Annotated in this window: 14 protein-coding genes; 9 read left to right on the forward strand and 5 right to left on the reverse strand. The window is 66.4% G+C overall.

All coding sequences use genetic code 11. The features are described 5' to 3' along the window. The first annotated feature begins 72 nt into the window (after positions 1 to 72). The 9 genes from phaC to ACIP1U_RS19540 all read left to right on the forward strand — a co-directional run bounded on the left by phaC (position 73) and on the right by ACIP1U_RS19540 (position 11,003). Entirely contained in the window at positions 73 to 1,842 is a 1,770-nt protein-coding gene (phaC, locus tag ACIP1U_RS19500; RefSeq protein ID WP_400318060.1) for a class I poly(R)-hydroxyalkanoic acid synthase, read from the forward strand. Between the two features lie 81 nt (positions 1,843 to 1,923). Continuing rightward, positions 1,924 to 3,105 carry an acetyl-CoA C-acetyltransferase gene (locus ACIP1U_RS19505; RefSeq protein WP_400318062.1) on the forward strand — a complete coding sequence of 394 codons (1,182 nt, stop codon included), beginning with the start codon at positions 1,924 to 1,926 and terminating at the stop codon, positions 3,103 to 3,105. A gap of 92 nt (positions 3,106 to 3,197) precedes the next feature. Then, complete coding sequence (locus ACIP1U_RS19510; RefSeq protein WP_400318065.1) at positions 3,198 to 3,938, forward strand: 3-ketoacyl-ACP reductase; 741 nt, start codon at positions 3,198 to 3,200, stop codon at positions 3,936 to 3,938. A gap of 425 nt (positions 3,939 to 4,363) precedes the next feature. After that, on the forward strand, positions 4,364 to 4,915 hold the full coding sequence (gene phaR, locus ACIP1U_RS19515; protein ID WP_400318067.1) for a polyhydroxyalkanoate synthesis repressor PhaR: 552 nt from the start codon (positions 4,364 to 4,366) through the stop codon (positions 4,913 to 4,915). A gap of 230 nt (positions 4,916 to 5,145) precedes the next feature. Further along, positions 5,146 to 6,114 carry a tRNA dihydrouridine synthase gene (locus ACIP1U_RS19520; RefSeq protein ID WP_400318070.1) on the forward strand — a complete coding sequence of 323 codons (969 nt, stop codon included), beginning with the start codon at positions 5,146 to 5,148 and terminating at the stop codon, positions 6,112 to 6,114. A gap of 160 nt (positions 6,115 to 6,274) precedes the next feature. Further along, positions 6,275 to 7,654: a 30S ribosomal protein S12 methylthiotransferase RimO gene (rimO, locus tag ACIP1U_RS19525; RefSeq protein ID WP_400318072.1), complete on the forward strand. Its 1,380-nt coding sequence runs from the start codon at positions 6,275 to 6,277 to the stop codon at positions 7,652 to 7,654. Between the two features lie 114 nt (positions 7,655 to 7,768). Beyond that, complete coding sequence (bktB, locus tag ACIP1U_RS19530; protein WP_400318075.1) at positions 7,769 to 8,953, forward strand: beta-ketothiolase BktB; 1,185 nt, start codon at positions 7,769 to 7,771, stop codon at positions 8,951 to 8,953. 17 nt (positions 8,954 to 8,970) lie between these two features. Next, positions 8,971 to 9,591 carry a hypothetical protein gene (locus ACIP1U_RS19535; protein WP_400318453.1) on the forward strand — a complete coding sequence of 207 codons (621 nt, stop codon included), beginning with the start codon at positions 8,971 to 8,973 and terminating at the stop codon, positions 9,589 to 9,591. Positions 9,592 to 9,767: 176 nt separating this feature from the next. Continuing rightward, positions 9,768 to 11,003, forward strand: coding sequence for a cystathionine beta-lyase (locus tag ACIP1U_RS19540; protein WP_400318077.1), 1,236 nt, complete (start codon positions 9,768 to 9,770; stop codon positions 11,001 to 11,003). 44 nt (positions 11,004 to 11,047) lie between these two features. Here ACIP1U_RS19540 and ACIP1U_RS19545 read toward each other — a convergent pair whose 3' ends face one another. The 5 genes from ACIP1U_RS19545 to serB form a co-directional block, all read right to left on the reverse strand. Beyond that, positions 11,048 to 11,287: a DUF2789 domain-containing protein gene (locus tag ACIP1U_RS19545; RefSeq protein WP_400318455.1), complete on the reverse strand. Its 240-nt coding sequence runs from the start codon at positions 11,285 to 11,287 to the stop codon at positions 11,048 to 11,050. Positions 11,288 to 11,338: 51 nt separating this feature from the next. Beyond that, positions 11,339 to 12,976, reverse strand: coding sequence for a PepSY-associated TM helix domain-containing protein (locus ACIP1U_RS19550; protein WP_400318080.1), 1,638 nt, complete (start codon positions 12,974 to 12,976; stop codon positions 11,339 to 11,341). Between the two features lie 10 nt (positions 12,977 to 12,986). Next, the gene (locus ACIP1U_RS19555; protein ID WP_400318083.1) at positions 12,987 to 13,289 is read right to left on the reverse strand and encodes a hypothetical protein; all 303 of its coding nucleotides are present in this window, start codon (positions 13,287 to 13,289) and stop codon (positions 12,987 to 12,989) included. After that, a complete protein-coding gene (locus tag ACIP1U_RS19560; protein ID WP_400318087.1) occupies positions 13,286 to 13,585 on the reverse strand; it encodes a hypothetical protein in 300 nt (99 codons plus the stop codon). The genes ACIP1U_RS19555 and ACIP1U_RS19560 overlap by 4 nt, the downstream gene beginning before the upstream one ends. A gap of 163 nt (positions 13,586 to 13,748) precedes the next feature. Further along, entirely contained in the window at positions 13,749 to 14,603 is an 855-nt protein-coding gene (gene serB / locus ACIP1U_RS19565; protein WP_400318088.1) for a phosphoserine phosphatase SerB, read from the reverse strand. Between the last annotated feature and the right edge of the window lies 1 nt (position 14,604).

Consider the following 14,604-nt stretch of genomic DNA (forward strand, 5'->3'; position numbering starts at 1 on the left):
TATGCAAAAGTGCCGGCCAGGGCAGCGCCCGGAGCCGGTTCATATAGTGACGGCAGAGAGACAATTCACATCATGGCGACCGGCAAAGGTGCGGCAGCTTCCACCCAGGAAGGCAAGTCCCAACCGTTCAAGTTCACGCCGGGGCCATTCGATCCAGCCACATGGCTGGAATGGTCCCGCCAGTGGCAGGGCACAGAAGGTAACGGCCATGCGGCCGGCGCAGGCATTCCGGGCCTGGACGCGCTCGCAGGCGTGAAGATTGCCCCGGCGCAACTGGGCGATATCCAGAAGCGCTACATGAACGACTTCGTAGCCCTGTGGCAGGCCATGGCCGAGGGCAATCCCGACGCCGCGGGGCCGCTGCATGACCGGCGCTTTGCCGGCGAAGCGTGGCGCAATAATGTTCCTTACCGCTTTGCGGCGGCGTTCTACCTGCTCAACGCACGCGCCATGACGGAACTCGCCGACGCCGTCGAGGCGGACGCCAAGACGCGCCAGCGCATCCGCTTTGCGATCTCGCAATGGGTCGATGCGATGTCGCCGGCCAATTTCCTGGTCACCAACCCCGAAGCGCAGCGGCTGTTGATCGAATCGGGCGGCGAATCGCTGCGCGCCGGCGTGCGCAACATGCTCGAAGACCTGACGCGCGGCAAGATCTCGCAGACCGACGAGACCGCGTTCGAGGTCGGCCGCAACGTCGCCGTGACCGAAGGCGCCGTGGTCTATGAAAACGAATTCTTCCAGCTGCTGCAATACAATCCGCTGACGGCCAAGGTCCACGCGCGGCCGCTGCTGCTGGTGCCGCCGTGCATCAACAAGTACTACATCCTCGACCTGCAGCCGGAAAGCTCGCTGGTGCGGCATGCGGTGGAGCAGGGACATACGGTGTTCCTGGTGTCGTGGCGCAACCCCGATGCCAGCCTCGCGGCGGCAACCTGGGACGATTACATCGAGCACGGTGCGATCCGCGCCATCGAGGTCGCGCGTGATATCGGCGGCCAGGACCAGATCAACGTGCTGGGCTTCTGCGTGGGCGGCACCATTGTCTCGACCGCGCTGGCGGTGCTGGCCGCGCGCGGCGAGCAGCCGGCCTCGAGCCTGACGCTGCTGACCACGCTGCTCGATTTTGCCGATACAGGCATCCTCGACGTGTTCGTCGACGAAGCCCATGTGCAGCTGCGCGAAGCCACGCTGGGTGGCGCTGCCGGCGCGCCGTGCTCGCTGCTGCGCGGGCTGGAGCTGGCCAATACGTTCTCGTTCCTGCGCCCGAACGACCTGGTGTGGAACTACGTGGTCGACAACTACCTGAAGGGCAACACGCCGGTGCCGTTCGACCTGCTGTACTGGAACGGCGACGCCACCAACCTGCCGGGCCCATGGTACTGCTGGTACCTGCGCCACACCTACCTGCAGGACGAACTGAAGGTGCCCAACAAGCTGACCGTGGCCAACGTGCCGGTCGACCTGGGCAGCATCGACACACCGACGTATCTCTACGGCTCGCGCGAGGACCATATCGTGCCGTGGACCGCCGCCTATGCCTCGACCGCGCTGCTGAAGAACAAGCTGCGCTTCGTGCTGGGCGCATCCGGGCACATCGCCGGCGTGATCAACCCGCCGGCCAAGAACAAGCGCAGCCACTGGATCAATGACTCGCTGCCGGCATCGCCGCAGCAATGGCTGGCCGGTGCCACCGAGCACCACGGCAGCTGGTGGCCGGACTGGATGGCATGGCTCGCCGGCCATGCCGGCGCCAAGCGCGCCGCGCCCGCCGAGTACGGCAACGCGCGCTACCCCGTGATCGAACCTGCGCCTGGGCGTTACGTCAAAGCCAAGGCATGACGCTTGCATGAAGGCCGAGTCGCCACACTGGCGACGCCGGCCGCCGTGCAGGCTTTCCATTTCCATCGAAAGGACTACACCATGACTGACGTTGTCATCGTTTCCGCGGCCCGTACCGCAGTAGGCAAATTTGGCGGATCGCTGGCCAAGATCCCGGCCCCGGAGCTGGGCGCCGTGGTCATCAAGGCGGCGCTGGAGCGCGCCGGCATCAAGCCGGAACAAGTCAGCGAAGTCATCATGGGCCAGGTGCTGACCGCCGGCTCGGGCCAGAACCCGGCGCGCCAGGCGTCGATCAAGGCCGGCTTGCCGGCCATGGTGCCGGCCATGACCATCAACAAGGTTTGCGGCTCGGGCCTGAAGGCCGTGATGCTGGCGGCCAACGCCATCGCTTCCGGCGACGCCGAGATCGTGGTGGCCGGCGGCCAGGAAAACATGAGCGCTGCGCCGCACGTGCTGCCGGGCTCGCGCGACGGCTTCCGCATGGGTGACACCAAGCTGGTCGATACCATGATCGTCGACGGCCTGTGGGACGTGTACAACCAGTACCACATGGGCATTACCGCCGAGAACGTCGCCAAGGAATATGGCATCACGCGCGAAGCTCAGGATGAGTTCGCGGTCGGCTCGCAGAACAAGGCCGAGGCTGCGCAAAAGGCCGGCAAGTTCGACGAAGAGATCGTGCCGGTGCTGATCCCGCAGCGCAAGGGCGACCCGGTGGCGTTCAAGACCGACGAGTTTGTCCGCCAGGGCGCCACGCTGGACAGCATGTCCGGCCTGAAGCCCGCCTTCGACAAGGCCGGCTCGGTGACCGCGGCAAACGCCTCGGGCCTGAACGACGGCGCCGCCGCGGTGGTGGTGATGTCGGCCGCCAAGGCCAAGGAACTGGGCCTGACGCCGCTGGCCACGATCAAGAGCTTCGCCAATGCAGGCGTCGATCCGAAGGTGATGGGCATGGGCCCGGTGCCGGCTTCCAAGCGCGCGCTGTCGCGTGCCGGCTGGACGCCGCAGGATCTCGACCTGATGGAAATCAACGAAGCCTTTGCCGCGCAGGCGCTGGCCGTGCATCAGCAGATGGGCTGGGATACCTCCAAGGTCAACGTCAACGGTGGCGCCATCGCCATCGGTCACCCGATTGGTGCATCGGGCTGCCGTATCCTGGTGACGCTGCTGCACGAGATGAAGCGCCGTGACGCCAAGAAGGGCCTGGCCTCGCTTTGCATCGGCGGCGGCATGGGCGTGGCACTGGCGGTTGAGCGCAACTGATCCGCAACCAGGCGGCAACAAATCAGCAGTAGGCCGGGCCAGCGGTCCTCGCGGTCCGGCAACGAAAACGAAGAGCCAATCAAGGAGTGGACATGACTCAGCGCATTGCGTATGTGACCGGCGGCATGGGCGGCATCGGGACCGCCATTTGCCAGCGCCTGGCCAAGGATGGCTTTCGTGTGGTGGCCGGCTGCGGCCCCAACTCGCCGCGCCGTGAAAAATGGATCGAGCAGCAGAAGGCGCTCGGTTTCGATTTCGTTGCCTCGGAAGGCAACGTCGCTGACTGGGATTCGACCAAGGCAGCCTTCGACAAGGTCAAGGCCGAGGTTGGCGAGGTCGATGTGCTGATCAACAACGCCGGCATCACGCGCGACGTGGTGTTCCGCAAGATGACCCGCGCCGACTGGGATGCGGTGATCGACACTAACCTGACCTCGCTGTTCAACGTGACCAAGCAGGTGATCGACGGCATGGCCGACCGCGGCTGGGGCCGGATCGTCAACATCTCGTCGGTGAACGGCCAGAAGGGCCAGTTCGGCCAGACCAACTACTCCACCGCCAAGGCCGGCCTGCACGGCTTCACCATGGCGCTGGCGCAGGAAGTGGCGACCAAGGGCGTGACGGTCAACACCGTTTCGCCCGGCTATATCGCCACCGACATGGTCAAGGCGATCCGCCAGGATGTGCTCGACAAGATCGTCGGCACGATCCCGGTGAAGCGCCTGGGCGAGCCGGACGAGATCGCTTCGATCTGCGCGTGGCTGTCTTCCGATGAGTCCGGTTTCTCCACCGGCGCCGACTTCTCGCTGAACGGCGGCCTGCACATGGGCTGACCTGCCGGCGTGATCGGCGAGCGTGCCGGCGGCCGCATTTTGCGGTGCAGCCAGCGCAGCGCACAAGGTGGCGGAGGTTTCGTTTCGCTGTCTCTTTCGCGGGCCGCAATGGCCCGCGAATCGTTTCTGCGCGGCGGTTTATTTGCTGTTCTGGCGCCGGCTTACCGGGTTTTCCTTAAGCTGGGTCGCTTTTCTTAGTGCTTTGTTGGGCATAGAATCAGGGCAGCGGCGCAGCCAGCACCATAGTCGTGCAGCGCGGCCCTCGCGGGGGCGAGGTGGCGAAGCCGCAACGCGCAGCCACGCGCGAGCAGGCCGCAGCAAGCCGAGACGACAATCACAGATGGCGCAGGCGGTACCGATTTGCGCACTGCACCCCATGCGGTGCAGCAGCGCGCAATCAGCGACGACACAAGGACAGAGCACCGATGGCCACGACCAAAAAAGGCGCAGAGCGACTGATCAAGAAGTATCCGAACCGCAGGCTCTACGACACCCAGACCAGCACCTATATCACCTTGGCTGACGTCAAGCAGCTGGTCATGGATTCCGAGGAATTCAAGGTCGTGGACGCCAAGTCGGGGGATGAACTGACCCGCAGCATCCTGCTGCAGATCATCCTTGAAGAAGAGACCGGCGGCGTGCCGATGTTCTCCAGTGCCATGCTGTCGCAGATCATCCGGTTCTACGGTCATGCCATGCAGGGCATGATGGGTACTTACCTGGAAAAAAATATCCAGGCCTTTATCGATATCCAGAGCAAGCTGGCCGAGAATTCCAAGGGTCTGTATTCCGGCGAAGCTTTCAGCCCCGACATGTGGTCGCAGTTCATGAACATGCAGGGCCCGATGATGCAGGGGATGATGAGCAACTACATTGAGCAGAGCAAGAATCTGTTCGTGCAGATGCAGGAACAAATGCAGAACCAGGCCAAAAATATGTTCGGGACGTTCCCGTTCAACCAGCCGGACAAGAAGTAAGGGTTATCAGTGGCGGGCCGCCTGGTCCGCCACTTGCATGCATGCTCCGCCGTTCTCCGTTCGACAAGCGACGCATCCCCCAAAGCAGGTAAAATGCGTCCCTCCTGAACTGGCGGCTCATTTTGCGGACTCGCCTGCAAAGCGCGAATCCCGATGCCTTCCAGAACCCACCGTCATTGCCATTTGCGTGCCCGCCAAGCCGGTGCGCGCCGTCAGGCGCACTCCTGAATATGAGCCGGCTATTCCTCGCTCCGATGGAGGGGCTTGCGGACTATGTATTGCGCGACGTGCTGACCGGCCTGGGCGGCTACGATGGCTGCGTGTCGGAGTTTGTCCGGGTGACGGGCTCGCTGCTTCCCGCGCGTGTCTATGAGCGGGATACGCCCGAAACCCTGCAGGGCGGTTACACCAACAGCGGTACCCCAATGGTGATCCAGCTGCTGGGCAGCGACCCCGAATGGCTGGCGCGCAATGCGGCCTATGCCGCGAGCTTGTCGCCGCATGGCATCGACCTGAACTTCGGTTGTCCGGCGAAGGTGGTCAACCGGCATGGCGGCGGCGCCATGCTGCTCGGGCAACCTGAACTGCTGAACCGCATCGTTGCCGCCGTGCGCGCCGCGGTGCCGGCGCATATTGCCGTGACCGCCAAGATGCGGCTGGGCATTTCCGATACCGCACTTGCGCTGGACTGCGCCGCCGCGCTGGCGGAGGGTGGGGCGGCGTCGCTGGTGGTGCATGCCCGCACGCGCGACGATGGTTACCGCCCGCCTGCGCATTGGGAGTGGATCGCGCGGATCGCTGAGGCCATCGACACTCCGGTCATTGCCAACGGCGAGGTCTGGACCGTCGCCGACTGGGAGCGCTGTCGCGCAGTGACCGGCTGCGACGATGTGATGATCGGGCGTGGCGCCGTCTCCGATCCTTTCCTGGCCCAGCGCATCCGCGGGCAGATGGCGAACACGCCGTCCGCCGCCGAATGGCCGCTGGTCCTGGGCCAGATCTCGCTTTACCTGAAGAAGCTGCACGAACGGATCTCGTCCTGCCATGAGCATGGGCGGGTCAAGCTGTGGCTCAGCTACCTGAAGCGGACCTGGCCACAGGCCGGCGAACTGCATGCCGCGATCCGGCGCATGCACGATTCGGCCGAGATCGCGCGACTGCTGCCAAGTATCCCCGGCGCCTCTCCGATTCCTGACTGACCAAGCCCGCCGCTGACCTGGCGGACAAGTGTGGCGTCAGGCGCCGGCAAAGCATGGCAAACGGGTAAAATACACGATTGGCCTGCATCGCCTGGCGCCCGATCGCCCGCGCGATAACCGGATATACTCCGCCGCGCCTGCCCCACATTCGTATCGCACCGTGAAAAACCCTTCAGAATCAACGACCCCGAAAGATCATAATCCGCGCGTGGGTTTCGTTTCGCTTGGCTGTCCCAAGGCCCTGGTCGACTCCGAGCAGATCATCACCCAGCTCCGCGCCGAGGGCTATGCCATCAGCGGCACCTATGACGGCGCCGACCTGGTGGTGGTCAATACCTGCGGCTTTATCGACGAGGCCGTGCAGGAAAGCCTGGACGCCATCGGCGAGGCGCTGACCGAGAACGGCAAGGTCATCGTGACCGGCTGCCTCGGCGCCAAGAAGGATGCGGCGGGGCACGACATCGTGTCGTCGGTGCACCCCAAGGTGCTGGCCGTGACGGGTCCGCATGCGCTGGGCGAGGTGATGCAGGCCGTGCACACACACCTGCCGAAGCCGCATGACCCGTTCACCGACCTGGTACCGGCCGCCGGCATCAAGCTGACGCCCAAGCACTACGCCTACCTGAAGATTTCCGAGGGTTGCAACCACCGCTGCTCGTTCTGCATCATCCCGTCGATGCGCGGCGACCTGGTCTCGCGCCCGGTGGCCGAGGTCATGCTGGAGGCCGAAAACCTGTTCAAGGCCGGCGTCAAGGAACTGCTGGTGATCTCGCAGGACACCAGTGCCTATGGCGTCGACGTCAAGTACCGCACCGGCTTCTGGGACGGCCGCCCGCTCAAGACCCGCATGACCGAGCTGGTGGCGGCGCTGGGCGAGCTGGCCGCACAGTACGGCGCCTGGGTGCGCCTGCACTACGTCTACCCGTACCCGCACGTCGACGAGATCATCCCGCTGATGTCGCAGGGCCATGTGCTGCCGTACCTGGACGTGCCGCTGCAGCACGCCCACCCGGACGTGCTCAAGCGCATGAAGCGCCCCGCCAACGCCGAAAAGACCATGGATCGCATCCGCGCCTGGCGCGAGATCTGCCCTGAGCTGACCATCCGCAGCACGTTTATCGCCGGTTTCCCCGGGGAGACCGAGGCCGAGTTCCAGACGCTGCTGGACTTTATCGCCGAGGCCGAACTGGACCGCGTCGGCTGCTTTGCATACTCGCCGGTAGAGGGTGCCACGGCCAACGACCTGCCGGGCGCACTGCCCGACGAGGTGCGCGAGGAACGCCGCGCCCGCTTCATGGAAGTGGCCGAGGAAGTGTCCGCGCGCCGCCTGCAGCGCAAGGTCGGCCAGACCCTGCGCGTGCTGGTCGACGAGGTCAACCAGGACGGCGGCATCGGCCGTTCGTCGGCGGATGCGCCGGAGATCGACGGCCTGGTCTACATTGCGCCGCCGGAACGTACCTCGCAGCGCTACCGTGCGGGCGAGTTCGTCGACGTGAAGATCACCGGCGCCGACGGCCACGACCTGTGGGGCGAGGCCTGAGCTAGTCCTGTCGGACGAGGCCGGCGCGGCGGCGATTAGGTAAAAGTACGATCGTTCGTTTTGGCGGATGCGCCGCTATACTGTGCGGTGCAACATACCTCCTGGAGACAAGTCATGACGCGTGAAGTCGTAGTGGTGAGCGGTGTCCGTACCGCGATCGGAACCTTTGGTGGCAGCTTGAAGGACGTGGCGCCGGCAGAACTTGGCGCGCTGGTCGTGCGCGAGGCGCTGGCCCGTGCGCAGGTGTCCGGCGACGACGTCGGCCACGTGGTGTTCGGCAACGTGATCCAGACCGAGCCGCGCGACATGTACCTGGGCCGCGTTGCCGCGGTCAACGGTGGTGTCTCGACCAACGCGCCGGCGCTGACCGTGAACCGCCTGTGCGGCTCGGGTCTGCAGGCCATCGTCAGCGCCGCGCAGACCATCCTGCTGGGTGATGCCAACGTGGCCATCGGCGGCGGTGCCGAAAGCATGAGCCGCGCCCCGTACCTGGCGCCGGCGGCCCGCTGGGGCGCTCGCATGGGCGATGCCGGCCTGGTCGACATGATGCTGGGCGCGCTGCACGACCCGTTCCACCGCATCCACATGGGCGTAACTGCCGAGAATGTGGCCAAGGAATACGACATCTCGCGCACGCAGCAGGACGAGGCCGCACTGGAATCGCACCGCCGCGCGTCCGCCGCGATCAAGGCTGGCTACTTCAAGGACCAGATCGTCCCGGTGGTGAGCAAGGGCCGCAAGGGCGAAGTTACCTTCGACACCGACGAGCATGTGCGCCATGACGCCACCATGGACGACATGACCAAGCTCAAGCCGGTCTTCGTCAAGGAAAACGGTACGGTCACGGCCGGCAATGCCTCGGGCCTGAACGACGCCGCCGCCGCAGTGGTGATGATGGAGCGTGCCGAGGCCGAGCGCCGCGGCCTGAAGCCGCTGGCGCGCCTGGTGTCGTACGGCCATGCCGGCGTCGATCCGAAGACCATGGGCATTGGCCCCGTGCCGGCGACCAGGATCGCGTTGGAACGTGCCGGCCTGCAGGTGTCGGACCTGGACGTGATCGAAGCCAACGAAGCCTTCGCCGCGCAGGCTTGCGCCGTGACCAAGGCCCTGGGCCTGGATCCGGCCAAGGTCAACCCGAACGGCTCGGGCATCTCGCTGGGCCACCCGATCGGTGCCACCGGCGCGCTGATCACGGTCAAGGCACTGTACGAGTTGCAACGGGTGCAAGGTCGCTACGCGCTGGTGACGATGTGCATCGGCGGCGGGCAGGGCATCGCCGCCATCTTCGAACGGATCTGAGGCTTGCCTTGCGCCGTGTGCTGCTGAAAACGTTTATCCCTGCGTTTATCCCGGCGCTGGCTGCCGTGCTCGCCCTGGCGGGCACGGCGCAAGCCGCACCGGCGACCGAGTTGTCGACCGGCCCGGTTGGGGCGGTATCGCGAGGCGGCGAAGGCCTGGGTATCAACCAGGCCATCCGCGATGGCGAGGCGCGGCGAGGCAACGCACTGTCCACCACAACTGCCAGGCCGCTGGCACCCCGGCCGGAGTACGCAAAGCTTCCCGTCTATGTCGGCAAGGTCGGCGACCAGCCCGTGCGGCTGCGGCTCGGCCCCAAGCCCGACGAGCGCGACAGCGTGCGCGGCGAATACACCGGCCGCGGCGCCGGTGTGCGCCTGCTCGCCGGCGAATGGGAAAACGGCGCTTTCCTGATGGAAGAGTCCGACGACGGTACGCGCGTAACCGGCAACTGGGAAGGCAACATCGACGCCAGCGGCGCCGTGCGCGGCACCTGGACCGATGCCTTCAACCCCGCCATCGTGCTGCCGTTCCTTATCCGCCCGCTGGGCGTGCTGGTCATCCCGCCGTTCGACATGACGCCCAACAGTGGCGTCACCTACGCACCGCCGCCGCCCAAGTCGTCGATCTCGGGCTGGTAATCCGGCAGCATTTTCCGCGTGACAAGCGGACCGCCACCGTTCCCGGTGGCGCGGCCGGCATTTGCTGGTAAGCTCGAAGGCTCACCGATTCTCATTCCTGGCCGGACAGCGTGATGCCTGCTTGGCATCGCGGAAGCGCCGGCCAGCAGTCGCTAGTAGCCAGCAAGGAATCTGCCGTGTCCGATTCGCCGTCCGACAAGCCCGACAAGCCCGTATCCCGCCCCCATTACCTGCAGACCGTCGCGGTCCAGCCTGAGCTGGACATCGCGCCCGGCTTTGCCTCGTTCTCGCCCGCCACCCACCGCGGCTCGACCGTGGTCTTCCGCAACCTGGCCGAACTGCGTGCGCAGGGCGACGGTGCCACCACTTACTGGCGCTACGGCCTGCACGCCACCCCGACCAGCGAGGCGCTGTGCCAGCACCTGGCGCTGATCGAAGGCGCGCGCCATACCTTGTTGCTGCCATCTGGGCTGGCGGCAATTTCGCTGGTCTACTTCGCGCTGCTGAAGAGCGGCGGCGACGTGCTGGTGCCGGACAACGTCTACGGCCCCAACCGCGACCATGGCGAGTGGCTGGCGCGCGACTACGGCGTGTCGGTGCGCTACTACGACCCGATGGACGCCGCCGGCATGGCCGCAATGATCCGTCCCGAGACGCGCCTGATCTGGATGGAATCGCCGGGTTCGGTGACGATGGAAGTGGCGGACACCGATGCCATCGTCGCCGCCGCGCAGGCGCATGGCGTGCTGACGGCGATCGACAACACCTGGTCGGGCGGCGTCTACTTCCAACCCTTCGACAAGGGCATCGATATCTCGGTACAGGCGCTGACCAAGTACCAGTCAGGCGGCAGCGATGTGCTGATGGGCGCCGTGATGACGCGCGACGATGCGCTGCATGCCCGACTGCGGCGCACCCGCATGCTGATGGGCTGGGGCGTGTCCGCCGATGACTGCCACCTGGTGCTGCGCGGGCTGCCGAGCCTGCCGGTGCGGCTGGCGGCGCACGACCGCGGCGCGCGCGAAGTCGCAGAATGGCTGCGCCAGCGGCCCGAGGTGGCGCGCGTGCTGCATCCCGCGCTGCCCGACTGCCTGGGCCATGCCAACTGGCGGCGCGACTTTACCGGCGCCACCGGCCTGTTCGCCATCATCCTGCGCGCGCGCTACTCGCGCCAGCAGGTCGATGCCTTTGTCGAAGCGCTGCAGTTGTTCGCGATTGGCTGGTCGTGGGGCGGCGCGCACAGCCTGGCCGTGCCTTATCACGTGCAGGGCATGCGCCCGGCAGGCACCTGGCCGCCGGCCGGCTGGCAGGACACCGGCGAACTCGTGCGGCTCTATATCGGCCTCGAAGACACGCGCGACCTGATCGCCGACCTGCGGCAGGCGATGGAGGCGAAGCTGGGTGCGGTCTAAGGGATGCAAGCAGGCGGCGGGGCGCGCAGGTGCCCCGCGCCGTTTCAGGCAGGCTTGCGCAGCGCCAGGTTGAGCTGGTCGACCACTTCGGCCCAGTCGGCGTCGTCAAGCAGTTCGTCGTGCAGGAGCGCGGACTGGGCCGGCGTCCAGAATGGCGCCTCCGCCAGTTCCACATCATCTGGCAGCGGCGCATGCTGGTCGATGAAGCTGCGGATGCTGGCTTCATCGGAGGCCAGGCCGAGTTGTGCGAACAGTTCGGAAAACTGGTGGAAGGTAGATTCCATGGCGGTCGGGCTCGATGGTTGGGGGCTCATGTAGTGTAGGCGAGCTCCCGCTCAGCGGGCGTCGGCGCTGGACATCGGCTTGGCGCCGGCGGCGGCCGTTGCCGCGGCGGCACGCGGCATCGCCCAGACCGACTCGGCCTGTCCGCTGCGCGCACGCCGCTGGGTGGCGCGGGCGAGCGCGACAAAGCCCGCCGCCAGCGCGATGGCGCCGATATCGAAGCCGGCGATGATCCAGTGCCCGCTGGAGATGCTGTGCAGCAGGTGGTCGCCGGTCAGGAGGGCGTTGGATAGCGGTATGGTCAGCGCCGCCAGCGCCGCCACGTATAGCAGCTCGATCGCCCCGCGTACCGGCGGGCGCAACAATGCCCACGCACAGGCAATGCCGAACACCGTAAAGTAGGTGTAGCTCACCGCGCGTTCGGGCCACAGCAGCGCTGCGGGGAAGCACAGCGCCACGCCGATGCAGCAGCCGATGCAGACGCCGACGGTTGCCTGCGCCAGCAGGCGGTGCACGCGCGGCTGTTCGGCCTGGCGCAGCTTGCGCCGCGACTCGATCCACAGCAGGTTGCCCGAGTAGAACAGGAACGCGCCCGCCAGGCCGGCCAGCAGGTAGACCAGCCGCACCGGCAGCTCGCCAAAGGTGCCGAAATGCAGCGCGTACAGCGCGCTGTACAGCCCGTGATTGCTGTCGCGCGCGCCGGCAGTCTGGTTGGCGGTCAGCTGGCCCGCGTTGGGCTCGCCCTGCGCGGCGTGGATGCCGACTGAGCCGAGATTCCCGAGCGCCTTGGTGCTGGTGCCGCGCACTTCGACCACCGCATTGGCGTCGCCGAAGCGCTGGAAGCGGAACGATTCCGGAGTGAAGCGTTCGCCGCCATGCTGTTGCGCGATCCGCACCAGGGTCTCGGCCGGCATCGTCGGCACCGCGCGGCCGGCGGCAGCCACCTCCGGCACCGCGGTGGTGGCGCGCGGCACGGCTTCGAACAGGCGGCCGTCGAAGGTCAGCGTGTTGAACACCATCATCAGCACCAGCGACAGGCAGAACAGCGCGCCGGTGATGGCAAAGACCAGGTGGAAGGGCAGGCTGAACAGTCCCAACACATTGTGCGCATCCATCCAGAAGCGCTTGAGGTTGCGGCCCGGACGCACCGCGAACAGGTCCTTCTTGAGGCGCGGCAGGTGCAGCAGCACGCCCGACACCAGCGCCAGCCCGTACAGCACCGAGATCGCGCCCATGAAGTAGATCCCGCCGACCGGAATGCCGAGCGAATAGTGCAGGCTGTTCAGGAACGCCGAGAGTTCACCGATCACCTGGTCGCGCGAGGTGTCGCGCTGCATCGCGGCGTCGCCGGCCAGGCGCGCGTCGGTGGTCATCTGCCATTCGCCGGCCTTGTCCTGCCAGTAGGCGGCGATATTGGGCTCGCCTTCGGACGGCATGATCACATAGGCGCTGGCGGCGGCCTCAGGGTGGAGCACGACCAGCTTGTGCATGAAGCGGTCGACCGCTGCCGGGTCGGTCTTGGCTTCGACCGGCGCGTTGCCCTTCAGGCGCGTGGGCGACTGCCAGACATGCAGCTCGTGGTGGAACACGGTCACAGCGCCGGCAAAGAAGGCGATAAACAGGGCCCAGCCGGCCATCAGGCCGACCCAGGTATGCAGCGTCTGGTACAGGCGCAGGGTTGCGGTTTTCATGATGGCATTCTCAGGAGACGGGCAGGGCGGCCGGGGCGAGGCCTGCCAGGCGCAGCGCCCAGAGCGCGCCGAAACAGAGCAGGTTGGCGCCGCACAGCCACAGCCAGGCCGAGCGGCTGGTGCGGAACAGCAGGCTGCAGCTGATGATCGTCACCCACACCGGCAAGCAGGCGACGACAGCCGCGACGATGCCGGTTTCCCAGCCACCGGGCAGCCAAAGGATCGAAAGCGTGCATAGCGCCACGGCGAGGGGCAGGCCGAGCAGGGTGCCAGCCAGCCACTTGGTGCCCATGGTATCGGTGACAGCGTTCATGCCCGTTGCCCTCTCTGGCCCTGTGCCGCCGCCAGGCGCTTGCGGTGGACATAGGTGCCGACGAGGGGCCAGGCCGACAGCGCGCACGGCACCGTCGTCAGGCTGGCCGCGATCGCCACCGGCCATCCGTCGGTCATGCTCCACAGCCAGGTGCTGGCGATCACCAGCGCCAGGCCAAGCCAGCCGAATACGCGCGGCTGCGAACCGCGTCCGGGTGGCAGCAGGACCTGGTTAGGCGCAGCCAGGTACAGGCAGGCAGCCGCCGCCAGGCCCAGGAAAACGGCCAGAACTTGCATGAGGGGAAATGTTAGCGAATCAAAACATTAATGATAATGATTCGCATTTGTTGCTGCAAGCGGAATGTTGGAGCGCCAAATCAAAATGCGGCGCATCCGCCGCAATTCAGGCCGACCCGATCGGCAACGCCCCAGCCGAACGCCGCCGGCAGCGCTCAGCGTTTCAGTGCGGGAACAGTTCCAGCAGTCCGTCCAGCCCGACGTGATTGAACGCCACGCTGGCCTGCGCGCGCACTACGGGCTTGGCCCGGAAGGCCACCGACAGGCCGGCTACCGCCATCATCTTGAGGTCGTTGGAGCCGTCGCCCATGACGATGGCCTGGTCCGGCGTGGCGCCGATCTGCGCGCAGACTTCCTGCACGGTGCGGGCCTTGACGTCGGCGTTGACGATTTCGCCGACCACGTTGCCGGTCAGCTTGCCGTCGACGATCTCCAGCGTATTGGCGCGGGTGAAGTCCAGCTTCAGGCGTGGCTTGAGCTGGTCGGTGAAGTGGACGAAACCGCCCGACACCAGCAGCGTCTTGATGCCCAGCGCCTGGACGGCCTGCAGCATGCGCTCGGCGCCGGGCGACAGGCGCAGGCGCTCCGCGTAGACGCGGTCGAGCACGCTGGCGTCCAGCCCCTTGAGCAGCGCCACGCGGCGTCGCAGGCTTTCGTTGAAGTCGGTGATCTCGCCGCGCATCGCCGCTTCGGTGATGGCGGAGACTTCGGCCTTGAGGCCGCAGAAGTCGGCGATCTCGTCGATGCACTCGATCGTGATCAGCGTCGAGTCCATGTCCATTGCCACCAGCCGGAAGTCCGACAGCTTGCTGCCGGCCGGAACCACGGCCCAGTCGATCGCGCGCGGACCGCAGAAATCGTCCAGCGCATCGCGCAGCGCCGGCGTCAGCGGCGCGCAGTCCTCGGCGGCGGCCACGGTGGCGCTGCGCAGCACCAGTTCGGAGGCGCGGGCGAGGGACCGGACGGTGTCGAGGTCGGCGGCGGAAAGCGGGGCGGTGCTCTGGAGAATCAGGGGCATG

The sequence above is a fragment of the Cupriavidus sp. NPDC089707 genome, from assembly GCF_044748965.1.
Lineage (GTDB): Bacteria > Pseudomonadota > Gammaproteobacteria > Burkholderiales > Burkholderiaceae > Cupriavidus.